Genomic DNA, 22,927 nt, shown 5'->3' with positions numbered 1-22,927 from the left:
GGTTCAGTGGGCGTTCAGTGCACCGCCAACGCCAGCGACAGGCCCGAGAGAAAGGCTTCCTCGACGCGGTGACCCGTGCACCAGTCGCCGGCGGCGCCGATTTGCGCGCTTTCATCCCACAGGTGCGGCACGCCCGCGGGAACAGTCGTTTGCGCTTCGGGCCAGCAGCGGGTCCTGGCATGCGCGGGCTCGGCGCGGATGCCCGTGATCTCCGAAAAAGCACGCAGCAGCTTGGCCTGCACGCGCGCGCCGTCGTCGGCGAGATGTTCCTGCGACCACGCGGGGCTGGCCTGCAGTGTCCAGCGTTCCACGGTCTCGCGTCCGGGCTTGGACGACTCGCGCGCCAGCCAGGCCACCCGGTGGTGCGTGCTGCGCGCCGCGTTCCACTGCGGACCCAGATGCGACATCGTGGGCTGGTTGGCGTTGGGAAAGGCGATCATCAAGGTCCAGCAGGGCGCGACCTTGACCGGGGCCAGCGTCTTGGTGAGCGACGGGGAATGCTTGCCGATCAGGCGCCGCGCCTGCGATGGCGGCGTGGCCAGCAGCACGGCGTCGAAGCCCGAATACACGTGCGTCGATTCGTCGGCGCCCTGAGTGCGCAGCTGCCAGCGCGTGGCGTCGAGCGCGTCGCGTTCGATGCCGGTCACCTGCACGCCGGTCATGAGGGATTCGCCCAGCGGCTTGGCCCAATGCGCGACGAGAGCACGCATGCCCGGCTGCGCCACCCAATGCGCTTCGTGCGTCGGCAAGGCGGCTTCCGCGACCAGTCCGTGCGCATCGAGCACGCGCACCGCATTCGCGCTCCACGGCCGGCACACGCCGGGCGTGGCCTGCAGCGCCTGCACGAAGCGCTGGTCGCGCACGGTGAAGTACTGCGCCCCGCTGTCGAAGTTGCCGAAGGGAGACGACTCGCTGGTCATGCGCCCGCCGGGCAAGTCGGCCCACTCGAACATGGTCACGCGATGACCTGCCTGCACCAGCGTACGGGCGCACGCGACGCCCGCCATGCCGGCGCCGACGATGGCGAAGTGGCGCGGCAATTTGGGTTTGGAGCGTTTGGGAGAGCCTGGTTTTGTCATGATCATTTTTGTGGAGTGTGACGGGCCGAGACACTCTAGCAGGCTGGTGAACTGCGCTTCGGGGTCGCGGCGGCGGAAGCGTATTTCAACAGCACGCGCGCCGGATTGGCAGCCTCATCTTCCCCGATGATTCTCAAGAAGCGCACGTCGCGTACCTTCGTGTTCGAAGCGCGCGAGCCACCATTCGAGCGCATGGCCCGGACCACCCGCGGGCACGCGCCAAGCGCAATGCATCTGGCCCAGCGGTGCGCGGCGTTCGGTCCTGCAGGCCACCAGGTGCCCGGCCTCGATGTAGGCGCGTGCCATCGGCTCGGGCAGAAAGCCGCCGCCCAACCCGTGCAGTTGGGCGGCGAGCTTGGCGTGCATGCTTGCCACCGTCAGCACGTCCTGCCCTTCGATCAGGTTGACCGTCATGCTCTCGCCCGTCCGGGTCGAGTCTGCCGCGGCGACGGCCCGGTGTTGACGCAGCACCTCGTCGCTCAGGGGAACGTCGATCTTCGCCAGCGGATGGTGCGGCGCCACGCAATAGACGAACCTCAGTTCGCCCAGCGCGCAACTGCGAATGCCCGAGGCCGTGAACGACAGGCCCGCGGCATCGACCACCGCGCCAATCGCGAGGTCGGCGTGGCCGGAGGTCAGGGTCTGGATCGTGCCCATCAGCGTTTCGTCCAGCAGCCTGAGGCGTGTGGGCGGGTTCAGCGCGTAGAAGGCGCTCACGAGCTCCAGCACCGGGTCGCGCGCGATGACGGTGTCCAGGGCGATGGTGAGTTGCGCCTCCCATCCGGTGGCCACGCGCTTGACGCGATTGGCGACGGCATCGATTTCGTTGAGCAGGCGCGCGCCTTCGCGCAGCAACTCGGCGCCGGCCTGCGTCAGCCGCGCCTGGCGCGCACTGCGGTCAAACAGCAGCACGTCCAGCGCGTCCTCGATCTGCCGCACCCGGTAGCTCAGGGCGCTGGGCACGAGGTTGAGGGAGCGCGCGGCGCCGGCAAAGCTGCCCGTCACTGCAACCGCCTGCAGCATCGACAGGGCATCCGGAGTGAGGGCGTCTCGCGCAGTCGTCATGAGGTCGATTGTTCAAAAGATTTGAATGATGCCTTCAAATCTGGCGGATTGCGAGGGGGTTGCGCAGGCCTAAAGTTCCACACATCCGCTGCGCATCCGGCGCGGCATACGAGAGACCTCCAAGGCCAAAGGCCGGCGAGGCAGGAGTGCAAAGATGCTTCAAATTCGCAGATCACAAGAACGCGGCTATGCCGACCACGGCTGGCTTCGCTCCTTTCACAGTTTTTCTTTCGCGGGCTACTACGACCCGGCGCACATGGGATTCGGCAACCTGCGCGTCATCAATGAAGACCGCGTCGCGGCGGGCGCGGGCTTCGGCACGCACGGCCACCGCGACATGGAAATCATCAGCTACGTGCTGTCGGGCGAACTGGCACACAAGGACAGCATGGGCAACATCGAATCGATCCCACCCGGCGACGTGCAGCGCATGAGCGCCGGACGGGGCGTGATGCACAGCGAGTTCAACCACAAGGCCGACGAGACGACGCACTTCCTGCAGATCTGGATCGAGCCGAAGGTGAAGGGCGTTGCGCCCGGCTACGAACAGAAGAGTTTTGCGCAAGCCGAGAAGCGCGGCCACCTGCGCCTGGTCGCTTCGCCCGATGGCGCCGATGGTTCCGTCAGCGTGAACGCCGATGCGCGGCTGTACGCAGGGCTCATCGACGGCGCGGAAAGTGCAGAGCTTTCGCTTGATCCGAAGCGCAAGACCTACGTGCACCTCGTGCGTGGCGAACTCGACGTCAACGGGCAAAAGCTCGTGGGCGGCGACGCGGCCAAGCTGGAAGGTGAATCGCAATTGGCGCTCGCGGCCGGCAAGGACGCTGAAGTGCTGGTTTTCGACCTCGCGGCTTGAAGCCGAAATTTTTTGTTTTTCCCAACCCAGGAGTTATTCCATGTCCAACTCGATTACTGCCAACAACACCGCCAATGAACTGCCAGGCCGCGACTTTCTCGCGCTACTCGGCCGGATCCTGGTCGCTGCCATGTTCATCCCGGCGGGCTTCGCCAAGCTGACGGGCTTTGCCGGCACGGTCGGCTACATCGCCTCCGTGGGCTTGCCCCTGCCGGCCGTGGGCGCCGTCATCGCGATCGTCGTGGAACTGGGCGTCGGCATTGCCTTCCTGCTCGGCTACAAGACGCGCCTGGCTGCGCTGATCCTGGCCGTGTTCACGCTCGCTGCATCGATCTTCTTCCACGCATTCTGGGCTGCGCCTGAAGCGGCGAAGATGGTCACGACCCTGCTGTTCACCAAGAACATCGCCATCGTCGGCGGCCTGCTGGCCCTGGCTGCCTTCGGCCCCGGTCGCTTCTCCATCGACAAGAAGTAAGCAGCCCATGGGAAACTCGGCGCATGTCTGACATCGTCGTTGTTTTCCATTCCGGCTACGGCCACACGCAGCGCATGGCGCAGGCGGTGGCCGATGGCGCTGGCGCCCATCTCATTGCCATCGATGCCGATGGCAATTTGCCGTCTGGCGGCTGGGAAGCCATCGGCGCCGCCGATGCCGTGATATTCGGTGCGCCGACCTACATGGGCGGGCCGAGCTGGCAGTTCAAGAAGTTCGCGGACGCGTCTTCCAAGCCGTGGTTCACGCAGGCCTGGAAGGACAAGCTCTTTGCAGGCTTCACCAACAGCGCGGCCATGAACGGCGACAAGCTCTCCACCATCAACTACCTCTGGACGCTGGCGATGCAGCATGGCGGGCTATGGGTGGGCTTGGGCATGCTGCCTGCCAACGACAAGGCGTCGACGCGGCATTCGCCCAACTACATGGGCGGCTACGGCGGCGCGCTGGCCACGTCGCCAACGGATGCGAGTTCGTCCGAAATGTCGAAAGGCGATCTGGAGACGGCGCGCGCCCTGGGCGAGCGCGTTGCCGCCGTCGCCGCCATGATCAAACGCTGAACATCACTTCCAGGAGCCTCGCGCATGAACCTGCTCAAAGCACACGACAAGGATCTCGGTGGCGGCTTCATGGTGCGACGGCTGCTGCCGGCCGCCACCAAACGCTCCGTTGGCCCCTTCGTCTTCTTCGACCATTTCGGTCCGGCCACGGAGCATGCAGGTCGCGAGCACGACGTTCGTCCGCATCCCCACATTGGCCTGGCCACCGTCACCTATCTTTTCGAGGGCGCGATGATGCATCGCGACAGCCTCGGCACGACGCAGGAGATTCGACCCGGCGCCATCAACTGGATGACGGCGGGCCGAGGAATCGTGCATTCGGAGCGCAAGCCCGATCAACTGCTCGAAGCGGAATACGTCAACCACGGCCTGCAACTGTGGGCAGCCTTGCCGGTCGCTTTTGAGGAAGTCGAGCCGAGTTTTTCGCACACGGCCGCGAGCGATATTCCCGAGGTCGATGAGCAAGGCGCGCGGGTGCGTGTGCTCATTGGCGAGGCGTTTGGCAAGCGCTCACCCGTGAAGACCTTTGCGCCAACGATCTACCTCGACATCGCGCTGCCAGCCGGTGCGAGCCTCACGCTGCCGGCGATGGCGCCGGAGCTTGCGCTCTATGTTGTGGAAGGCTCGATCGACATGGACGGCGCGCCCGTGCCGCCCTTTGCGATGGCATTGTTCCCCGACGGACAAGGCGCGAAGTTGCAAGCGACCGGCGACAAGCCGGTGCGTGCCGTCGTCATCGGCGGCGACCCGCTCGATGGTGGTCCGCGCGTCATGGTGTGGAACTTCGTGTCGAGCCGGCGCGAGCGCATCCTCGAAGCGGGCGCCGACTGGAAAGCGCAGCGCATGGGCCAGGTGCCGGGCGAAACGGAATTCATCCCGTTGCCCGAGCGTGGCTTTGAAGCGAAGGGGCCGGACGTCACGACGACGCCGGTTTGAGCGGGGCATCGCTGGGCAAACTCCAGCGACGGCCGCGCTTCGCGATTCCAGCAACTCAGTTCTTGATCGAGATGTCCGGGTCTTCGCTCGCCCGTGCGCTGATGCCGTTGCGGCGGGCACTCAGGTCGGGCGCCAGCGATTCGCGACCGTCGAACACGAAGCAATCGCCCGAGTAGTGCGCGCCGCCCACTTCCTCGAAGTACTTGAGGATGCCGCCTTCCAGTTGCAGCACATTGGGCAGGCCGACTTCGTGCATGAGGATCGCCGCTTTTTCGCAGCGGATGCCGCCGGTGCAAAAGCTGACGACCGTCTTGCCGGCCAGCTCTTCGCGATGCGCTGCCACGGCTTGCGGGAACTCGGTGAACTTGCCGATGCGCCAGTCAATCGCGCCGTCGAAGGTGCCGTAGTCCACTTCGAAGGCATTGCGCGTGTCGAGCATGACGATGGGCTTGCCCACGTCGTCGTGGCCCTGGTCGAGCCAGCGCTTGAGGGTCTTGGGTTCCACGCCCGGCGCGCGCCCGGAAGCGGGCTGAATGGCCGGATGGTCCATGCGGATGATCTCGCGCTTGAGTTTCACGAGCATCCGGCGGAAGGGCTGGGTCAGCGACCAGCTTTCCTTGGTTTCCAGGTCGGCAAAGCGCGGATCGGCACGCAGGGTGCCCAGGAACTCGCCGATGGCTTCCGGCGCGCCCGCAATGAAGAGATTGATGCCTTCCGTGGCAATCAGCACCGTGCCACGCAGGTCCAGTGCGCGTGCGCGGGTGAGCAACCGCTCACGCAGTTCGTGGCCATCGTCGATGGGCACGAACTTGTAGGCAGCGATGTTGAGAATTTCGATCACGGGGCGCGATTCTAGGTGCGGCAGCGGGCCTATTGGGAGACCAGCCGATGGATGGCTTTGCCGTGGACGTAGTGGATGACCTGCACGACCGTGGCGATGGCGATGCCGCCGATCAGCCCGCCGACAATGGCGAGCGTCGTGCGATCCAGATGCGCCTGAAGGAAGATGATCCCCATGGCGAGCGCAGGCAGCACCACGAAAAACATCGCCATCAAAGGCCACCAGACCGAACGTTGACGCGCCGCACGCATTGCCAATGCATGGCGTTGGCCTTCCGGCACGGCCCGAAGCGCAGGAAAGCGCTTGACCAGGCGTGCTTCCCGGTCGCCGATGGATTTCGACATGTAATTTTCTCCCTGAAGATTTATTTGTTCCCCGGCAGTCGACGCTGCCCGGGCTGCGCGTAATTTACAGCGCCAGAACATTTCAGGTCATCCCCGTAACGACCCGCGGAATCGGCCCGCGCCGTACTTTCTACAATCACCCGATGTTTGTTCACCTGCGCCTGCACACCGAATTTTCCGTCGTCGACGGCACCAACCGGATCGACGAAGTCGTCAAGGCCGCGGCCCGCGACAAGCAACCCGCGTTGGCCATCTCCGACCTCAACAACCTCTTCGGAGCCGTCAAGTTTTACAAGGAAGCGCGGGGCAAGGGCGTCAAGCCCGTCCTGGGCGCTGAAATTTTCGTCGAGGGGCTGGGCAAGGACGCGGCCACGCTCACCCGCATGATCCTGCTGGTGCAGGACACACAGGGCTACCTCAACCTGTCCGAACTGCTGGCGCGCGCATGGACGCAGAACGTAGGCCGCGGGCAGTCGCAAGCCGCCTGCAAGCTGGAATGGCTGCAGGAGCTCAACGCGGGACTGATCCTGCTTTCCGGCGCGCAAGCCGGTCCGCTGGGCCAGCCCTTGCTGCAGGGCGGCGAGCACGGCGACGCACGGGCGGCGGAACTTGCATTGCAATTGGCGGGCATCTTCCCGCACCGCTTCTACATCGAACTGCAGCGTGCCGGGCGACCGCAGGACGAGCCGCACGTGATTGCCGCCGTGCAACTGGCGGCGCGCCTGAACCTGCCGGTGGTCGCGACGCATCCGGTGCAGTTCGCGTCGCAAGAAGACTACGAGGCGCACGAAGCGCGCGTGTGCATTTCCGAGGGCGAGATCCTCGGCAACCCGCGCCGTGTTCGCAAGTTCACGACCGAGCAGTACTTCAAGTCGGCGGCCGAGATGGAGGCGCTCTTTGCCGACGTGCCGAGCGCGATTGCCAATACGGTCGAAATCGCCAAGCGCTGCAACCTGACGCTGGTGCTTGGCAAGCCGCAGTTGCCAAACTTCCCGACGCCGGGCGGCATGCCGATGGACGAATACTTTCGGGTGGCGTCCTTCGAGGGGCTGGAGGAGCGCCTCGCGCACCTGTACCCCGACGTGGCGCTGCGCGACAAGGAACGCCCGCGATACGTCGAGCGTCTCGAATTCGAGATCGGCACGATCCTGAAGATGGGCTTCCCCGGCTACTTCCTGATCGTGGGCGACTTCATCAACTGGGCGAAGAACAACGGCTGTCCGGTCGGTCCGGGCCGGGGTTCAGGCGCAGGCTCGCTGGTCGCGTACGCGCTCAAGATCACCGACCTCGACCCGCTGCAATACAACCTGCTGTTCGAGCGCTTCCTGAACCCGGAGCGCGTGTCGATGCCTGACTTCGACATCGACTTCTGCCAGGGAAACCGCGACCGCGTCATCGACTACGTGAAGGACAAGTACGGCCGCGATGCCGTGAGCCAGATCGCGACCTTCGGAACGATGGCCGCGCGTGCCGCCATCCGCGACGTGGGCCGTGTGCTCGACATGAGCTACATGTTCTGCGACGGCATCAGCAAGCTGATCCCGAACAAGCCGGGCATGTCGGTCACGCTGCAATATCCGCCGAGCCCGAAGGTGGAAGGCGACAAGAACAACTACGCCATCGAGATGGAGCCGGTACTCGCCGCCCGCATCGAGCGTGAGGAAGAAGTGAGGATGCTGGTCGAGCTGGCGCAAAAGCTCGAAGGCATGACGCGCAACATCGGCATGCACGCCGGGGGTGTGTTGATTGCGCCGGGCAAGCTCACCGACTTCTGTCCGCTGTATCAACAGCCGGGCAGCGACTCGGCCGTGAGCCAGTACGACAAAGACGACGTCGAAGCCATCGGCCTGGTGAAGTTCGACTTCCTGGGCTTGGCGACGCTGACGATCCTGGAGATCGCGCGCGAGTTCATCATGAAGCGCCACAAGGGGCAGGAGAACTTCCAGTACGAGAACATCCCGCTCAACGACGCGCCGACCTATCGCCTGTTCTCCGACGGCAAGACCGAAGCCGTGTTCCAGTTTGAATCGCGCGGCATGCAGGGCATGTTGAAGGACGCACGGCCGACGCGTCTTGAAGACCTCATCGCGCTCAACGCCTTGTACCGTCCGGGCCCGATGGACCTGATCCCCAGCTTCGTCGCGCGCAAGCACGGACGTGAGCCGGTGGAGTATCCACATCCGGCCGTGGGCGAGATGCTGTCCGAGACCTACGGTATCATGGTCTACCAGGAACAGGTGATGCAGACCGCGCAGATCCTGGGCGGCTACTCGCTCGGCGGCGCCGACTTGCTGCGCCGTGCGATGGGCAAGAAGAAGCTCGAGGAAATGGCCGAGCACCGCGAGAAGTTCCGCGCGGGCGCGCTCGCGACGCACGGCATCGTGCAGGAAAAGGCCGACGAGATCTTCGACTTGATGGAGAAGTTCGCAGGCTACGGCTTCAACAAGTCCCACGCTGCCGCTTACTCGCTGCTGGCGTATCACACCGGTTGGCTCAAGGTGCACTATTGCGCCGAGTTCTTCTGCGCCAACATGACGGTGGAAATGGACGACACCGACAAGCTCAAGGTGTTGTTCGAGGACGCGAAAAAGAACTTCGGCCTCGACTTCGAGCCACCGGACGTGAACCGCGGCAACTACCGCTTCGAGCCCGTCACGGACAAGGTGATCCGCTACGGCCTCGGCGCCGTCAAGGGCACGGGCCAACTCGCCATCGAGGCCATCGTGAAAGCGCGCGAAGAGGGCGGCCCTTTCAAGAGCCTGTTCGACTTCTGCGTGCGCGTGGACCGCCAGCGCATCAACAAGCGCACCGTCGAGGCGCTCATCAAGGCGGGCGCCTTCGACGCGATCCAGATGAACCGCGCATCGCTGGTCGCGTCGGTGGACCGTGCTTTCGATTTTGCGAATGCGACGTCCGCCAACGCGGCGCAGGTCGACATCTTCGGCGACAGCGAGCACGGCTCGGCCACGCAGGAGCCCGAGCTGGTCCCGGCCACGCCTTGGGGCGTGAAGGAGCGCCTCACGTACGAGAAGACCGCCGTCGGCTTCTTCCTCTCAGGCCATTTGTTCGACGAAGTGGCGCACGAGGTGCGGCGCTTCTGCAAGCGGCAGATCGACGACCTGATCGACAGCCGCGACCAGCAGGTGCTCGCCGGCATCGTGAGCGACCTGCGCGTGATCAACGGCAACCGCGGCAAGCTCGGCATTTTCAAGCTCGACGACAAGTCAGGCTCGATCGAGGCGACGGCGGACGAGGCACTGCTCAATTCGAGCCGCAACACGTTGAAGGACGACGAACTGATCATCGTCAGCGGCCGGCTGCAGCCCGGACGCGGCGGCTTCGAGGCGCGCTTTGTGGTTCAGCAGATCTGGGATCTTGCGGCGGCGCGTTGCCGCTTTGGAAAGTTCCTGCGCGTGGTGGTCAACGGCAAGGCGCCGGACATCGCCCGCCTGGCGCGCGAGTTTCCGCCACGCACCGAGTCGAGCGAGCAGGGCGACTTGCGGCAGGGCCTGGGTGTTCGGCTCTCGCTGGCGCGGGCCGGGGCGCAGGTGGAACTGCAACTCGGCGAAGCGGCCAAGTTCTTCCCGACCGATGCGGCGCTGGCCAGCTGGACGGCGCAGGCCGAAGCGGGCAACGCGGCGGTGATCTACGAGTAAGAAGCAGGGCGGCGGCGCAAGCGATGGCGGCGCCTCGGCGCCGTCTCGCGCGCTGGCCTGTCAGCCTTTCGGCCGCAGCGCCACGGTGAGCGAAGGAAACACGCGCCCGTCGATGTCGCGCGGCAGCTTCTCCGTCTTGCGCAATGCGCGTTCCGCCGCGTCGTCCCATCCGGGAATGCCGCTCGACTTGCGCAGCTTCACGCCGACGATGGTGCCGTCCGGCGCGAGGTTCACGTCGAATTCAGCCGTGGGGTTTCCGCTGACGGTGTCCACGTCCGGGTAAGTCACGTTGGGCCGCACGGCCGCGGCGATGCGGCCGGCATAGTTGCCCGAGGGGCCGGACGCACGCGCTGCCGTGCCGGTCGACGTCTCGCCGCCCGTACCCGCCATCGCCTGCATGCGCTTGATGGCCTCGGCGCGGTCCTTCGCGGCCGCTGCGGAGGCCTGCTTCGCATCGGCTTCCTTCTTGGCAGCCTCTTCCTTCTTCTTCTGATCGGCGAGCTTTTGCTGCTCGGCCTTCTTCTGGTCCGCGAGCTTCTGCTGTTCCGCCTTCTTGCGCTCGGCTTCGTCCTCGGCGCGCTTCTGCGCTTCCTGTTCCTTGCGCTCCTGCGCGGCCTTCTGAGCGGCGGCTTCCTGACGCTTGCGCTGCTGCTCCTGGCGATCCAGTTCGCGCTCGCGCTGCTCTTGCTGCTCCTTGAGCTTCTTCTGCTGTTCGAGCGCGATGTCCGGCGTGCGCGGCACGGGCACGGGCGGCGGAGGCGGCGTCACGGCCTGCGGAGGCGGTGGTGGCGGGGGAGGTGGCGGCGGCACGGGCACAGGGGCCGGTGCGGGTGTGGGCGCCGGCGGAGGCGTTACCGCGCGCGGCGCGGCCTGCTGCACGGTGGCCGACCACAACTCGGCTTCGACCGCCTCGTTCTCGCTGTCACGCCGCCAGTGCACGCCCCATGTGAGGGCGGCGATGAGCAAGGCGTGGGCGATGAGCGCAAGGATGAGCGCGCGAATCGTTCCCCGCTGCGGCGGCGGTGCGAATTCGGGGCGGTCGGCGGCGAGTGACATCGAATGTTTACTTGGCGCCCGTGGTGGTGACGGAAAGACCCACGCGCTCCACGCCGCTGCGCTTGAGCTGGTTCATGGCCTTGACCACGGTCTCGTATTTGACGGACTTGTCGGCGCTGATGACGACAGGCCGTGCGTCGTCGCCGCCCTGCGCCGCCTTCACGGCCGTGCCGATCTGCGAGAACGGAACCGAGGTGCCGCCAGAGCCCGTGGACGGGTCCTTCTTGATCTGCACCTCATCATCGCTCTTGATGACGATCTCGACCGGCTTGTCCGGCTGCTTGTTGGCCTTGTCGACGCTGGGCAGGTTGATCACGCTCGGCGTGATGAGCGGGGCCGTGACCATGAAGATGATCAGCAGCACCAGCATCACGTCGATGAACGGGACCATGTTGATCTCGTTGATCGTACGGCGGCCGCGACCACCGCGGGAGGAAACGGCGGGCATGCTGTGCTCCCTTCAGCGACCGCTCGCCGCGACCGAAGGCTGCGCCGACAGGTTGCGTTGCAGGATGTTGGAGAACTCTTCGATGTAGGTCTCCAGCGCAATGGCGATCTTGTCGATCTCGCGGGCGAAGCGGTTGTACGCGACCACAGCCGGGATGGCCGCGAACAGGCCGATGGCGGTGGCGACCAGCGCCTCGGCGATGCCGGGGGCCACAGTCGAGAGCGTGACCTGCGCGAGGCTGGCCAGCCCCGTGAAGGCATGCATGATGCCCCACACCGTGCCGAACAGCCCCACGTAGGGCGACACGGAGCCGACGGTGGCGAGGAACGACAGGTTCGATTCCACTGCATCCAGTTCGCGCTGGAAGCTTGCACGCATCGCGCGGCGGGCGCCGTCGAGCAACGTGACGGCATCGCCGATCTGGCGCTCGCGCAGCTTGTGGTATTCACGCATGCCGCTGGCGAAGATGCGCTCCATCGGGCCGGCAAACTTGGCGTTCTGCGCGGCGGATGAAAAGAGCTCGTTCAGGCTGGTGCCCGACCAGAACTCGCGCTCGAAGTCGTCGTTGAGCGCGCGCGTGCGCTTGAGCGCAAAGTACTTGCGGATGATGGCCGCCCAACTCGCGACCGACACCACCACCAGCAACAGCACGACAAGCTGCACCACGAAGCTGGCGTGGAGGATGAGGGAGACGATCGATAGATCTTGATTCATGGCTTCACAGTTGAGAGGCGCCCGCGCGTGGAGTTCCGCGATAGCGCTCTAGCGTTGCTATTACACGGGCCGGGATGCGCGCCGGCCGCAAGGTGGCGGCATCGACCCAGCCGATACGAATGGTGCCTTCGCAAAGCAAGGCCCGGGCCGGCACTTCATCCGGGGAGGGTGCCTGCTCTGAATTTGATAGCACGCATTGACCGATTATCAGCGACGCCGATCCGATCTGGCGCAAATCGGCGGTGACGAGCAGTTCGTCATCCAGCCGCGCCGGGCGATGGTACTTGAGCTGCGTCTCGCTCACGACGAAGATGCCGCCCGTTTCCTCGCGCAACTTTTGCTGCGCGATGCCGAGCGAGCGCAGCCATTCGGTGCGCGCGCGCTCCATGAACTTGAGGTAGTTGGCATAGAACACGATGCCGCCGGCGTCGGTGTCCTCCCAGTACACGCGGATCGGAAAGGCGAAGCTCATCAACGCCCCGCTCATGCAGTGAGTGCACGCAAACGCGCGATCGATTCCTCGAGATGCGCCATCGAACTGGCGGTCGAAAAGCGCACGAAGCGGCTGGTCTCGGCGGACCCGAAGTCGCGGCCTGGCGTGACGGCCACATGCGCGCGTTTCATCACCTCGAAACTGAAGTCCCAGCTGCCTTCGATGCCCATCTGCTGGCACAGGGTGGAGCAATCGGCCCATGCATAGAAGGCACCGTCCGGCACCACGGGCACGGTGAGGCCGAGGGCGTTGAGCTGCGGAATGAACCAGTCGCGCCGCGCCTTGAATTCGCCGCGGCGGCGTTCGTACTCGGCAATGCTTACTTTCTCGAAGCAGGCGAGGGCCGCATGTTGCGACACCGTGCTCGCGCAGATGAAGAGGTTCTGCGCGAGGCGCTCGATCACGGGCACCAGCGCTTCGGGCACGACCAGCCAGCCCAGGCGCCAGCCCGTCATGTTGAAGTACTTGCTGAAGCTGTTGATGCTGATGACCTGGTCGTCGATGGCCAAGGCCGTCTGGCCAAAGGCATCGTCGTAGGAAAGTCCCAGGTAGATCTCGTCGATCAGCGTGATGCCGCCGCGGCTTTTCACGACTTCGTGGATGCGGCGCAGTTCGTCTGGCGCGATCGAGGTGCCGGTCGGGTTCGACGGTGAGGCCAGCAATACGCCGCGCGTCTTGTCGGTCCACGCCGCCTCGACCTTGGCGGCGCTGAGCTGGAAGCGTTCTTCCGCCGTCGTTGGCACCAGCACGGCCTTGCCATCCGCCGCGCTCACGAAATGGCGATTGCAGGGATAGCTCGGGTCGGGCAACAGGATCTCGTCGCCGCTTTCGATCAGCGCAAGGCAGGCGAGCTGCAAGGCGGCCGATGCGCCGGCCGTCACAACGATGCGACGCGCAGGAACATCAACGCCGAAGCGCTCGGCATACCAGCCGCTGATGCGCTCGCGCAGCGAATCGAGGCCAGTGGCGTGGGTGTACTGCGTGGCGCCGGCGCGCACCGCACGTGCGGCGGCTTCCTGCACCAGAGGCGGCGCGGTGAAGTCCGGCTCGCCGATATTCAGGAAGATCATCGGCCGGTCGGTGTGGGCCACCTCGCGGGCCAGTTGGGAAGCGGCCTTGGCCACCTCCATGACATAGAAGGGCTCGATGCGTTCGGCGCGCCTGGAAATTCTCATGCGGCGGCCCTCAACTGCGGGCCTTTCCGGTCACGCGGTCGGCTTCGACCTCGGCGGTGCGCAGGGTGGGCGCCAGGCCGTTGAGCACCGCGTTCACGTACTTGTGGCCGTCGGTGCCGCCGAATTCCTTGGTCAGTTCGATGCACTCGTTGAGCACCACGCGCCATGGCACGTCGGGGCAATGGCGGAATTCATAGACGCCGATCCACATCACGGCGTGCTCGATGGGCGAGATCTCGTTCCACTTGCGGTCGAGCAGCGGCGCGATCAATGCGTCGAGTTCGGCGGCTTCCTGGATCGAGCCATGCAGCAGCGCGTCGTAGTGCGCCGAGTCGGCCTTGTGAAAGCCGGCCAGGTCGCGCGTGAAGGCGTCGATGGCCTCGGCCTCGTTGCCGCCCACGATGAACTGGTAGAGCGCCTGCAACGCAAACTCGCGGGCACGGCTGCGCTCGGATTTGGCAGAAGCCTTTCGCGCGCCGGTGCTGGTCAGGCCGCCCTTGGGCTGCCGTGGCGGACGGCTCGATGGTTTGGTGCTTTGTTCGGTCATTGCAGGCTGGCGAGCAGTTGTGCCATTTCGACAGCAACGCGCGCCGCATCGCGGCCCTTGTCGGTCTGGCGGGCGATGGCTTGTTCGAGGTTTTCGGTCGTGAGGATCGCGTTGGCGATGGGAATGCGGTAGTCGAGCGCGACGCGGCTCACGCTCGCGCCCGATTCGTTGGCCACCAGTTCGAAGTGATAGGTCTCACCGCGGATGATGCAGCCCAGCGCGATGAGCGCATGGAAGCCACCGCGTTCGGCCAGCGCCTGAAGGCCCAGCGGCACTTCGAGCGCGCCCGGCACGCTGATGTGGTGGATGTCGGCAGAGGCGACACCCAGCGCTTCGAGTTCGCCCAGGCAAGCCGCGGCCAGCGCATCGGTGATCTCTTCGTTGAAGCGCGCCTGCACGATGCCGATGCGCAGTCCCTTGCCGCTGAGCGCGACCGCTCCCTTGTTTGAACCTTGCATGGTTTTTCAGTCTTTCGTGATGTAGCCGGCGATTTCGAGGCCGTAGCCCGCCGCCATGCTGGGCATGCGCCGCGGCGCGCCCATGAGGTTCATCTTGCGCACGCCGCATTCGCGCAGGATCTGTGCGCCGATGCCGTAGCTGCGCAGGTCCATGCGTCCGCGCTCGGGCGCTTGCGCGGGGCGGGCGGTGCCGTCGAATTGGGCGAGCAGGTCGTCGGCAGATTCGCCGCAGTTGAGGAATACCGCGACGCCCTTGCCTTCGGTGGCAATGTGCGAGAGGGCGGAATCGAGGCTCCACGAGTGCATCGAGCGGTTGACTTCCAGCGCGTCGAACACCGAGAGCGGTTCGTGCACGCGGACCGAGACGGTGTCGTCCGCGCCCCATTGGCCGCGCACCAGCGCCAGATGCACGCCGCGGCTGGGCGTGTCGCGGAAGGCGTGGGCGGTGAACCAGCCCCAGGCGGTCTGGATTTCGCGGGTGCCCACTTTCTCGACCAGCGTTTCGGTGTGGCTGCGATGCTCGATGAGCGCGGCAATGGTGCCGATCTTGATGCCGTGCTCGGCAGCGAAGAGTTGCAGGTCGGGCAGGCGCGCCATCGTGCCGTCTTCGTTCATGACTTCGCAGATGACCGAGGCGGGCGAGCAACCCGCCATCGCGGCCAGGTCGCAGCCGGCTTCGGTGTGGCCGGCGCGCATGAGCACGCCGCCGTCAACGGCTTGCAGCGGGAAGATGTGTCCGGGTTGCACGAGGTCGGCCGCGACGGCGTTGGGCGCAACCGCGGCCTGCACCGTGCGGGCACGGTCGGCTGCCGAAATTCCGGTGGTCACGCCTTCAGCCGCTTCAATGGACACGGTGAAAGCTGTCGAATGCTTGGCCCCGTTGCGCGCCACCATCGGCGGCAGGTTCAGGCGCTCGCACATCTCGCGCGAGAGCGTCAGGCAGATCAGGCCACGCGCATGGCGGGCCATGAAATTGATGGATTCGGCGGTGACGTGGTCGGCCGCAATGACGATGTCGCCTTCGTTCTCGCGGTCTTCCTCGTCCACGAGGATGACCATGCGACCGGCGCGCAGGTCTTCAACGATGTCCTCGACGGGCGAGATGGGGGCGACGGGGCGCGCTCCTGCGGCCGATCCGGAGGCGATCGGGGTCACGGATGCATTCATGATTTCAGTTCTTTCTGGGGAGAGGCGAGCGCGCCGGCTTGCAGCATGCGCTCCACGTAACGTGCGACCGTGTCGATTTCGAGGTTCACCGGGCTGCCTTCGCGCAGCTGGCCCAGTGATGTGTTTTCCACTGTGTGGGGGATGAGGTTGATGCTGATCTCGCTGCCTTCAGCGATGTCTTCGACGCTGTTGACCGTGAGGCTCACGCCGTTGATGGTGATCGAGCCCTTGTAGGCCAGGAAGCGCGCGAGGGCTTGGGGCGCCAGTACGCGCAGCTCCCAGCTTTCGCCGACGGGGGCGAAGCGGGTGACCGTGCCGATGCCGTCGACGTGGCCCGACACGATGTGCCCGCCAAGGCGGTCGTGCGCGCGCAGGGCCTTTTCGAGGTTGACCTGCGTATCGGTGTCGGCCAGGCCCGCGGTCTTGTCGAGCGATTCGGCCGAGATGTCGATGGTGAACTGCTGGCGGGCGACGTCGAGCGTCGTCACCGTCATGCAAGCGCCGTTGAGGGCGATGCTGTCACCGAGTCCGACATCGTCGAGGTAACCGGCTGGCGCCGCGATGTGCAGGCGCTTGCCGTGCGATGAAGAGCTTCCGAGGTCGTGGACGGCGGCGATGCGCCCCACGCCGGTGATGATTCCGGTGAACATTTCCGCATTTTCGCAGGTATTGAGCTCCCCCCAGGCTCCGCGCACTTCGTGTCGCTCCTCCAACCCCCTGCCGGGGGCAACACCAGCGGCCCGGCAAAGCCGGTTCCGCGGTGTTTCCCGTCTCCCTCTCCCCGTGGGGAGAGGGTTGGGGTGAGGGCCGCGAGCGGTCAAACCGCCGCTACGCATCCATCGCCCACATCCCTCACCCCGGCCCTCTCCCCACGGGGAGAGGGAGCAAATCCGAAGCGCCGGTACTGTTCGGGGCGAATTTGGGGCTGTAGCGCTAAAAAGCGTCCCGGCCGGCGACTCGGGCGATGATCCTCAGGTCGGAGCCGACCGTTTCCACAGAGCGAAATTCGAGGGGCAAGGCGCCGGCGAGGGTGGTCAGGGAGCCGGGGCCGTGGATGCGGCTGGCGATGTCCAGGCCTTCCCCGATGAGCTTGGGGGCGAGGTAGACGAGCAACTCATCGACCAGGCCTTCGCGCATCAGCGAGCCGTTGAGCTTGTGGCCGGCCTCCACGTGCAGTTCGTTCACTTCGCGGGCGGCCAGGTCGGCCAGCATGGCAGCGAGATCGACCTTGCCTTGCGGGTTGGACGCATAGCGCACGGAAACGCCGCGGGCTTCGAGCGCCCTGGCTTTTTCCGCGTTGGGCGAGGCGGCGTAGATCCAGACCTCGCGTTCCTGCACTTCGAAAAGGCGCGCGTCCGGCGGCGTCTGCAATTGGCTGTCCACAATCACCAGATGGGGCTGCCGGGGCGTTTCGACTTCGCGCACGTCCAGCCGCGGATCGTCTTCCATCACCGTGCCGACGCCCGTCAGCACGGCGCTGGCGCGGGCGCGCCATGCCTGGCCGTCGGCGCGGGCGGCGGCGCCGGTGATCCACTGGCTCACGCCGTTCTCCAGGGCGGTCTTGCCGTCCAGCGACGCGGCGACTTTCATGCGCACCCAGGGCGTCTTGCGAATCATGCGGCTGAAAAAACCGATGTTGAGTTCACGCGACTCTTCGCCGCCCGCGCCGATCTCAACCTGCACGCCCGCAGCGCGAAGTCGCTCGAGACCCTGGCCCGCGACGAGCGGATTGGGGTCCGCGATGGCGGCCACCACCTTGCCGATGCGCGCGGCAATCAGTGCATCGCAGCAGGGGCCGGTGCGCCCGTGGTGCGAGCACGGTTCCAGCGTGACATAGGCCGTGGCGCCTTCGGTCGAGCGGCCGTGGGCCTCGGCATCGCGCAGCGCCATCACTTCCGCGTGCGGACCGCCGGTGCGTTGCGTGTGGCCGACGCCGATGACGGTGCCGTCCGGCGCGACGAGCACGCAGCCGACGGCCGGGTTGGGCGGCACCGCGCGTTGCGCGTCGCGTGCGGCCTGGAGGGCGAGTTGCATCATGGGCATGGCGCGCAGCATATCTTGCGCTGCCCGTGCATGTTGACTGTCATCGGTTCCAGCAATCGGCCACCGACGCGGTGTTGGCGCGAAGGCCACGTTCGCCGGCTTGGGTCAGCGTGAAGATGCCGCAGCGGTCGCTGGATTGAGCGGCCTGCGGCGTCGCGGTCAGTTCAAAGCGCGTGGCGGCGTCCTTGGCGTCGGACGGCTTGGTGCGTTCGATGAGGTATCGCCCGCCCGGCACCTTGGCCAGCGTGTCTGGCAGGTCACCGTCCGGGTAGATGCCATTGGCAGTTGCCGCGCGCTCCAGCCAATGGGCAGCCTGCAGCAGGCCGGTCCGGGCTTCGGCGCGATGGCTGCGCCTTACGTATTCATTGAACGTTGGAAGGGCAATGGCGGTCACGATGCTGACGATGGCCAGCACGATCACCATCTCGATCAGCGTGAATCCCCACGGGGTCCGTGGGCGCCGGTCACACACGGCCTTCATTGGAGTTGGTGCCATGACGGCGTTTTGGGGACATGGCCAAGCCGCTGGCGATCCGCTTCGCTGGCGCCGGTAGAGGTGACGGTGTGCTCCTTGCCGAAGCTGCGCAGGCGCACGCCCGGCTTTCCGCCCAAGTCGATCCGGGAGGCGTTGAAGCTACTTTCCGACGCGCCATAAATTCGGGATTTCGGCCGTGCGCCCTCCACGGCGTGGAGCGTGGTCAGGAAGCTCCGGCCCCGCGGTGGTTCGCACGATTCGCCATGTGCCGATGCGCCTTGCGCATCCTGCGACAGGGGAACCATGCTGGGCACGTCGATCAACTTGCCCTCGAACCATTCCAGATTGCTGACGACGCGCTCACCCGGCACAGGCAGGTCGAGGTACCAGCCCTTCCTGGCGCCCGTGCCGGAATACGGGACGGTGTTGGTGGAGGAACTCCACAAAGACTGGTCGCCGACGGACCCCGCCGCCGATCCGCTGATAGCCTGCTGCACCAGCGAACCCCGGCCAGCGGGTACGGGAGCGCCGCTGCTGCCGCTTCCCCGCGCTGCATCCCGGCTGGTGCGCGAAGTCGGTGCGCTGTCGTAGATGCCGTAGACCGATTGGACCGAGGTGTCGCTGCGATCGGCATCGGTGAGAAGGCGGCCTGTTCCAAAAACGACCATGACGCCGCCGTCCGGATGTGCGAACCAGACCGGTGCAGCCGTGATGGGCTGCGGCTTGCCGCTTGCATCCGTGGCCGCATAGAGCGGCCGGCCTCCGGCGGCGCTCCATTCGTTGCTCTTTGCAGAGCCGAGGTCAAACTTCCAGAGTTGCCCGCGCAAGTCTCCTGCGTAGGCGACGTCCGGAATGCGATCGCCATCGAAGTCGACAAGCCGCGGTGTCGCCAAGCCATTGCCATTGAGCCCACCAGCGGCGATCTTCTGCAGTTCCCTGTTGGCATCGAGGTACTGGATCAGCAGCACCGCATTGCCGTTGGTGCTGTTGTAGCCATTGCCCATGACAAGCGCCCAGCGACCATTGTTCATTCGCGTGATCTGCTGCGCGACCTGCGAATTGGCCTGATCGCGCGTGGGTTCGCCAAAGATGTGGCCGATGTCCGGATCGCTGCTGCCGGTGGTGTCGAGCTTGACGAGGCGCGCGGCGTTGGCTTCGGCGAAGGCGCCCGGATCGGTGACATCGAGGACGAAGTAGCCCTTGCCGCCCGCGCCGAGCGTGCCTGTCAGCCATGTGCGCCACTCCTTGCCGTCGAGCAGGTCGCCGGTGAAGGGCGAGCCGTCGACGAAGTACCGATGGAGGTACGCGGGGTTCGTCAGCTGGCTCATGCCGGCGTAGACGCCTTGGGGCACGTAGGCGATCTTCTCCGCGCCTGTGGCGGCGTCGAAGCCGTGCAGCATGCCGTCGTTCGCGCCGACATAGAGCATCGAGGCACGCGATGCGTTGGCCGCGCGGAACTTGTCGTAGCCGTCCGTGAAATAGCCGCTGGAAGGCTTGCCCGGCGCGTACCAGAGCCTTGAATTGACGGAGTCGCCCTGGCGCGAGGCGCGGTCGCGGAAGCTGCCACCTTGCGCCGTTTCTCCGGAACGATCGCCGCGCAGGTAGAGCAGGCGCCTCGCGCCACTTGCGTCATGACCCGATCCGTCGAAGCCGAGCGCAGCCTGCTGCGCGGTCGTCAAATGGTCCCAGCGCCAGCCGACGCCCTTCAGCTCCGCGCCTTGGCTTTGGCTGGTGACGATCACGCGAGCGTCTGGCGACATCGCGTCGAGCAGGGTCGCGGTGGTGGTCGCCTGCCCGGTTGCACCAGCGCCCCATGGGCCCGCAGACGCCGTTGACGCGCCACGCGCCACAGTGAAAGACGTGATGTCGCCGCTCCAGGATCCAACGTCGTACCGCGCCGCAAAGACCGAGGTGTCATTGCGCGTTGTCGATGCGCTGGCGACCATCGAACTGGCGGCAATCGTCCTGCCCCGCCGATCCGCGGCGATGCTTTGCAGGATGGACTTGACGGCTTGCGTCTGTTCGCTTGCGTTGGACGTGGCGTGGTAGCTGCCGCGGCTGTTGATGGCGATCTGCGCCAAGGCGGGATCTTCGGCGGTGGGCCCGATCGCGTGGATGGACAGGTGCTGCCAAGGCGCCGGGTCGTATTGCGGATTCCAGTATTGCGAGGGGCTTGCAATGGTTGGCTGCACCTCGTTCTTGAGTGCGGATTGCAGATCTGTGGCCCAGTAGTGGAACGCGAGTTCGGCAGCGCTGGGAGATTCGGCGCCGGCGTTGCTCCCGGCCCCTTCGCGGTAGATCGCGGTGACGGCGCTCGTGGCGTCATAGGGCGTTCCATCGGGCAAGGTCATCGAACGCAGCGGAGTGTTGAATCGGGCGGCGGACGCGCCTGCCAACTCGCCGAGGCCGGCGCCGGACGCCGCGAGCAGCATGTAGGTCTTGCGGCAGGCGAGGGCGGGTGTCAGTTGCGAGCCGGGCAATGCGGCCCACGGGCTGTTGGGACCGAGGTCCGAGCGTGCAAGGTAATCGCCAGCCTTGAGCAGCGCTGTGCGCGTGCTCACGACGTCGTTGCCAAGCTCGCTGTCGAGTTGATCAACGAAGGCCATGAAGTTGCGCCGGTGCGCATCGTCCAGCGTGCGCATGCCGTTGTGCCCGGCGCAAAGCGCTCCGCTGCCGGGCAACGCGCTGCAGCCGCGGCTCGCTTGCCACGCCAACCGGATGCTGTCCTGCGGTGCGTTGGCGGCAGCAAAGCCTTCTCGCAGCGCCGCTTGGAGGCCTCGCAAGCGCGTCCGCGCCGCCGCATCGCCCATCGCGTTGTCGATGGAAACGATCACATTGGGCGCCGGCCACTTTCCGTCCACGACCGCGGGGGCCGTACTGAAGGCGAGTGCCCCGGTAGCCGCCGGTTGCGCGGTGGAGGCAAGAGGGGCAATGCAGGTCGCAAGAAGGGCGCAGATCTTTGGCGTCTGCTTCGCGTGAACAAGAAAACTCAAGAATCGACCTTCTTCCAGACAAAAACGGTTTGCAGCACGGCGCGCGTCGAAGGCTTGCGGCCCTCGGCAATGGCGGTGATGCGATAGACATAGGGGTTGGCGGCGTCGGGGCCCATCGAATCGCTCTTGCCGCCGCGCGCTCGCGATGCGGCGTTGAAGGGCAGCACTTCGACCCAGTACCAGGCGTTGGACTTCAGCAGTTCGTTGTCCGACGCGGAGCTTGCGGCGCCCGTGAACTCGCCGTAGTGCGCGGCGACCTGCTTCATCCTGTCGAGGCCCTGGTCGCCGGTGGCCGTTTGCCAGAACTCGGGCGCGACTTTCGTGGCCACGCAGATGCCTTGCGCGCAAGAGGGCAACTTGGCGGAGAGCGACGCGAAGAGTTCCTCGAAGTCTTCGCTTCCTTCTTGCGGGAACCAGGGCTTGCCGGCGGCCAGGGCGCCGACCTCATGCGTGCGGCAACTCCCTTCGAATTCCGCCCCGGTCTTGCAGGGACTGCCATCAGGCTTCGTGCCCTGGATGTCGAACTCGGCGTCGCGCAGGATCGCTTGCGCATTTTCGAAGGCGCGCTGGTGGTCCGCATCGGTGCCGGTAATCATCTCGTTGAACCATGCGGTGCGCGAGGTGCCAACGACCAGCAGCGTCGTCAGGAGCACCATGACCATCACGGTGAAAAGCGCGATGCCGCGTTGATGTTGTTTCAAGCCAGTCTTCTTCACCGCTCAGGCTCCCGACTGCGTGCGCAGGTGAAAGACGTTGCGCAGCACCACATGCAATCGACCGTCGCGCGTGACTGTCTGGCCGTCGCAGTTCACGTAGGTGCCGCTGTCCTTGCGCTCGTGGCCTTGCAGGTCGAGGCAGACTTCCACCGCTGTCACGCCCGGCCAGAACTGCGCCTTTGCGATCTCGCTCGCGCGCATGGCGCGGACCTTGTCTTCGTCCTGCAAGCGATATCGCACGCGGAACCCTGCCACGCCCTCGACCAGTGGTTGGTTCTGTGACGTGCTTGACTTGCAGCGGAGGTTGCCCTTTTCGACTGCGAACGTGGCATCGATCCTTCCTGTCTCGCCGGGCTCCTGTCCGAGGCAGTCGAAGCGTTGAGCGGCAAGCAGCGGCGCCGGCAGGTTCGCGACCCTGAACGAGTCGGGCTTGGTGCCAGCGCCATCGACGCCGTCGACGAATGCGGCGCCACCGTCCAGCCCCACGAAGCCGTCGATGAATTCGACGACCGTCGGCGTGGACGCCGCTGACGCCGTTGACGCCGTTGTCGATGTTGCCGATCCGCCGGCAGTCGCCAACTGAAGATCCAGCGAGCCGGCCTGCCGCACCTGAATCCCGATGTTTCGCATCGCGTGAGCCCCTTGCTGCTGAAGCTGGCTCATGTCGCTGACCGACGTGGCGGCATCGCGCGCAATCAGCATGGAGGCCATGGCCGCGCCGATGACCAAGGCGCCGATGGTCAGGCCGACCAGCAATTCGAGCAGGGTCGCGCCACGTTGAGGGTTGCGGTGCGAAGCCATCAACCGGAAGG

The 22,927-nt window shown here is 65.8% G+C and carries 23 protein-coding genes; 5 read left to right on the top strand and 18 right to left on the bottom strand.

Going from position 1 to position 22,927, the window contains the following annotated elements:
• Positions 1–14: 14 nt before the first annotated feature.
• Positions 15–1,079 (bottom strand): NAD(P)/FAD-dependent oxidoreductase, encoded by a 1,065-nt coding sequence (locus QTI66_RS11115; protein ID WP_286559565.1) that lies wholly within the window; start codon positions 1,077–1,079, stop codon positions 15–17.
• A gap of 114 nt (positions 1,080–1,193) precedes the next feature.
• Positions 1,194–2,144, bottom strand: coding sequence for a LysR family transcriptional regulator (locus tag QTI66_RS11110; protein ID WP_286559564.1), 951 nt, complete (start codon positions 2,142–2,144; stop codon positions 1,194–1,196).
• Positions 2,145–2,298: 154 nt separating this feature from the next.
• On the opposite strand from QTI66_RS11110, the gene QTI66_RS11105 reads away from it, so the two are divergent.
• The 4 genes from QTI66_RS11105 to QTI66_RS11090 are packed head-to-tail and all read left to right on the top strand — an operon-like array spanning position 2,299 to position 4,989.
• On the top strand, positions 2,299–3,000 hold the full coding sequence (locus QTI66_RS11105) for a pirin family protein (RefSeq protein ID WP_286559563.1): 702 nt from the start codon (positions 2,299–2,301) through the stop codon (positions 2,998–3,000).
• A 40-nt stretch (positions 3,001–3,040) separates the two neighbouring features.
• On the top strand, positions 3,041–3,475 hold the full coding sequence (locus QTI66_RS11100; protein WP_286559562.1) for a DoxX family protein: 435 nt from the start codon (positions 3,041–3,043) through the stop codon (positions 3,473–3,475).
• Positions 3,476–3,498: 23 nt separating this feature from the next.
• A complete protein-coding gene (locus tag QTI66_RS11095) occupies positions 3,499–4,053 on the top strand; it encodes a flavodoxin family protein (protein ID WP_286559561.1) in 555 nt (184 codons plus the stop codon).
• A gap of 24 nt (positions 4,054–4,077) precedes the next feature.
• Positions 4,078–4,989, top strand: a complete 912-nt coding sequence (locus tag QTI66_RS11090) for a pirin family protein (RefSeq protein ID WP_286559560.1) — start codon at positions 4,078–4,080, stop codon at positions 4,987–4,989.
• A 55-nt stretch (positions 4,990–5,044) separates the two neighbouring features.
• Here the strand turns inward: QTI66_RS11090 and QTI66_RS11085 are convergent, their stop codons facing one another.
• Complete coding sequence (locus tag QTI66_RS11085) at positions 5,045–5,830, bottom strand: sulfurtransferase (protein ID WP_286559559.1); 786 nt, start codon at positions 5,828–5,830, stop codon at positions 5,045–5,047.
• Between the two features lie 29 nt (positions 5,831–5,859).
• Positions 5,860–6,174 carry a hypothetical protein gene (locus QTI66_RS11080; RefSeq protein ID WP_286559558.1) on the bottom strand — a complete coding sequence of 105 codons (315 nt, stop codon included), beginning with the start codon at positions 6,172–6,174 and terminating at the stop codon, positions 5,860–5,862.
• Positions 6,175–6,317: 143 nt separating this feature from the next.
• Here QTI66_RS11080 and dnaE point away from each other — a divergent pair, with 143 nt between their 5' ends.
• Positions 6,318–9,830, top strand: coding sequence for a DNA polymerase III subunit alpha (gene dnaE, locus QTI66_RS11075; RefSeq protein ID WP_286559557.1), 3,513 nt, complete (start codon positions 6,318–6,320; stop codon positions 9,828–9,830).
• Between the two features lie 60 nt (positions 9,831–9,890).
• Here dnaE and tolA read toward each other — a convergent pair whose 3' ends face one another.
• The 14 genes from tolA to QTI66_RS11005 all read right to left on the bottom strand — a co-directional run bounded on the left by tolA (position 9,891) and on the right by QTI66_RS11005 (position 22,916).
• Positions 9,891–10,886, bottom strand: coding sequence for a cell envelope integrity protein TolA (gene tolA, locus QTI66_RS11070; protein ID WP_286559556.1), 996 nt, complete (start codon positions 10,884–10,886; stop codon positions 9,891–9,893).
• Positions 10,887–10,893: 7 nt separating this feature from the next.
• Positions 10,894–11,334 (bottom strand): ExbD/TolR family protein, encoded by a 441-nt coding sequence (locus QTI66_RS11065; protein ID WP_286559555.1) that lies wholly within the window; start codon positions 11,332–11,334, stop codon positions 10,894–10,896.
• Between the two features lie 12 nt (positions 11,335–11,346).
• Positions 11,347–12,048: a protein TolQ gene (gene tolQ / locus QTI66_RS11060; RefSeq protein WP_286559554.1), complete on the bottom strand. Its 702-nt coding sequence runs from the start codon at positions 12,046–12,048 to the stop codon at positions 11,347–11,349.
• Between the two features lie 4 nt (positions 12,049–12,052).
• Entirely contained in the window at positions 12,053–12,520 is a 468-nt protein-coding gene (locus tag QTI66_RS11055; protein WP_286559553.1) for a YbgC/FadM family acyl-CoA thioesterase, read from the bottom strand.
• 11 nt (positions 12,521–12,531) lie between these two features.
• Complete coding sequence (locus QTI66_RS11050) at positions 12,532–13,716, bottom strand: pyridoxal phosphate-dependent aminotransferase (RefSeq protein WP_286559552.1); 1,185 nt, start codon at positions 13,714–13,716, stop codon at positions 12,532–12,534.
• 10 nt (positions 13,717–13,726) lie between these two features.
• Positions 13,727–14,263 carry a transcription antitermination factor NusB gene (nusB, locus tag QTI66_RS11045; RefSeq protein ID WP_286559551.1) on the bottom strand — a complete coding sequence of 179 codons (537 nt, stop codon included), beginning with the start codon at positions 14,261–14,263 and terminating at the stop codon, positions 13,727–13,729.
• On the bottom strand, positions 14,260–14,721 hold the full coding sequence (ribH, locus tag QTI66_RS11040) for a 6,7-dimethyl-8-ribityllumazine synthase (RefSeq protein WP_286559550.1): 462 nt from the start codon (positions 14,719–14,721) through the stop codon (positions 14,260–14,262). The genes nusB and ribH overlap by 4 nt, the downstream gene beginning before the upstream one ends.
• 6 nt (positions 14,722–14,727) lie before the next feature.
• Complete coding sequence (gene ribBA / locus QTI66_RS11035; protein ID WP_286559549.1) at positions 14,728–15,888, bottom strand: bifunctional 3,4-dihydroxy-2-butanone-4-phosphate synthase/GTP cyclohydrolase II; 1,161 nt, start codon at positions 15,886–15,888, stop codon at positions 14,728–14,730.
• Positions 15,885–16,538 (bottom strand): riboflavin synthase, encoded by a 654-nt coding sequence (locus QTI66_RS11030; protein WP_286559548.1) that lies wholly within the window; start codon positions 16,536–16,538, stop codon positions 15,885–15,887. Before QTI66_RS11030 ends, ribBA begins: the two co-directional genes overlap by 4 nt.
• Before the next feature lie 283 nt (positions 16,539–16,821).
• Complete coding sequence (gene ribD, locus QTI66_RS11025; protein ID WP_286559547.1) at positions 16,822–17,931, bottom strand: bifunctional diaminohydroxyphosphoribosylaminopyrimidine deaminase/5-amino-6-(5-phosphoribosylamino)uracil reductase RibD; 1,110 nt, start codon at positions 17,929–17,931, stop codon at positions 16,822–16,824.
• A 40-nt stretch (positions 17,932–17,971) separates the two neighbouring features.
• Entirely contained in the window at positions 17,972–18,427 is a 456-nt protein-coding gene (locus tag QTI66_RS11020) for a type IV pilin protein (RefSeq protein ID WP_286559546.1), read from the bottom strand.
• On the bottom strand, positions 18,409–21,399 hold the full coding sequence (locus QTI66_RS11015; RefSeq protein WP_286559545.1) for a pilus assembly protein: 2,991 nt from the start codon (positions 21,397–21,399) through the stop codon (positions 18,409–18,411). The genes QTI66_RS11020 and QTI66_RS11015 overlap by 19 nt, the downstream gene beginning before the upstream one ends.
• Positions 21,396–22,100 (bottom strand): pilus assembly PilX family protein, encoded by a 705-nt coding sequence (locus QTI66_RS11010; RefSeq protein ID WP_286559544.1) that lies wholly within the window; start codon positions 22,098–22,100, stop codon positions 21,396–21,398. Before QTI66_RS11010 ends, QTI66_RS11015 begins: the two co-directional genes overlap by 4 nt.
• Before the next feature lie 18 nt (positions 22,101–22,118).
• Positions 22,119–22,916: a PilW family protein gene (locus QTI66_RS11005; protein ID WP_286559543.1), complete on the bottom strand. Its 798-nt coding sequence runs from the start codon at positions 22,914–22,916 to the stop codon at positions 22,119–22,121.
• Positions 22,917–22,927: the final 11 nt, after the last annotated feature.

Origin of the sequence: Variovorax brevis (assembly GCF_030317105.1) — a bacterium.
Lineage (GTDB): Bacteria > Pseudomonadota > Gammaproteobacteria > Burkholderiales > Burkholderiaceae_C > Variovorax > Variovorax brevis.
Note: the sequence above shows the minus strand (reverse complement) of the source record. Positions and strands in the feature narration are given on the sequence as shown.

What these genes read in the sequence shown, in the direction of transcription:
- tolQ (WP_286559554.1), bottom strand. Translation starts at nt 12,048, where the DNA reads ATGAATCAAGATCTATCGATCGTCTCCCTCATCCTCCACGCCAGCTTC.
- nusB (WP_286559551.1), bottom strand. Translation starts at nt 14,263, where the DNA reads ATGACCGAACAAAGCACCAAACCATCGAGCCGTCCGCCACGGCAGCCC.
- QTI66_RS11090 (WP_286559560.1), top strand. Translation starts at nt 4,078, where the DNA reads ATGAACCTGCTCAAAGCACACGACAAGGATCTCGGTGGCGGCTTCATG.
- QTI66_RS11095 (WP_286559561.1), top strand. Translation starts at nt 3,499, where the DNA reads ATGTCTGACATCGTCGTTGTTTTCCATTCCGGCTACGGCCACACGCAG.
- ribBA (WP_286559549.1), bottom strand. Translation starts at nt 15,888, where the DNA reads ATGAATGCATCCGTGACCCCGATCGCCTCCGGATCGGCCGCAGGAGCG.
- ribH (WP_286559550.1), bottom strand. Translation starts at nt 14,721, where the DNA reads ATGCAAGGTTCAAACAAGGGAGCGGTCGCGCTCAGCGGCAAGGGACTG.
- tolA (WP_286559556.1), bottom strand. Translation starts at nt 10,886, where the DNA reads ATGTCACTCGCCGCCGACCGCCCCGAATTCGCACCGCCGCCGCAGCGG.
- QTI66_RS11005 (WP_286559543.1), bottom strand. Translation starts at nt 22,916, where the DNA reads ATGGCTTCGCACCGCAACCCTCAACGTGGCGCGACCCTGCTCGAATTG.
- QTI66_RS11080 (WP_286559558.1), bottom strand. Translation starts at nt 6,174, where the DNA reads ATGTCGAAATCCATCGGCGACCGGGAAGCACGCCTGGTCAAGCGCTTT.
- QTI66_RS11050 (WP_286559552.1), bottom strand. Translation starts at nt 13,716, where the DNA reads ATGAGAATTTCCAGGCGCGCCGAACGCATCGAGCCCTTCTATGTCATG.
- QTI66_RS11055 (WP_286559553.1), bottom strand. Translation starts at nt 12,520, where the DNA reads ATGAGCTTCGCCTTTCCGATCCGCGTGTACTGGGAGGACACCGACGCC.
- dnaE (WP_286559557.1), top strand. Translation starts at nt 6,318, where the DNA reads ATGTTTGTTCACCTGCGCCTGCACACCGAATTTTCCGTCGTCGACGGC.
- QTI66_RS11105 (WP_286559563.1), top strand. Translation starts at nt 2,299, where the DNA reads ATGCTTCAAATTCGCAGATCACAAGAACGCGGCTATGCCGACCACGGC.
- ribD (WP_286559547.1), bottom strand. Translation starts at nt 17,931, where the DNA reads ATGCCCATGATGCAACTCGCCCTCCAGGCCGCACGCGACGCGCAACGC.
- QTI66_RS11100 (WP_286559562.1), top strand. Translation starts at nt 3,041, where the DNA reads ATGTCCAACTCGATTACTGCCAACAACACCGCCAATGAACTGCCAGGC.
- QTI66_RS11065 (WP_286559555.1), bottom strand. Translation starts at nt 11,334, where the DNA reads ATGCCCGCCGTTTCCTCCCGCGGTGGTCGCGGCCGCCGTACGATCAAC.
- QTI66_RS11030 (WP_286559548.1), bottom strand. Translation starts at nt 16,538, where the DNA reads ATGTTCACCGGAATCATCACCGGCGTGGGGCGCATCGCCGCCGTCCAC.
- QTI66_RS11115 (WP_286559565.1), bottom strand. Translation starts at nt 1,079, where the DNA reads ATGACAAAACCAGGCTCTCCCAAACGCTCCAAACCCAAATTGCCGCGC.
- QTI66_RS11020 (WP_286559546.1), bottom strand. Translation starts at nt 18,427, where the DNA reads ATGGCACCAACTCCAATGAAGGCCGTGTGTGACCGGCGCCCACGGACC.
- QTI66_RS11110 (WP_286559564.1), bottom strand. Translation starts at nt 2,144, where the DNA reads ATGACGACTGCGCGAGACGCCCTCACTCCGGATGCCCTGTCGATGCTG.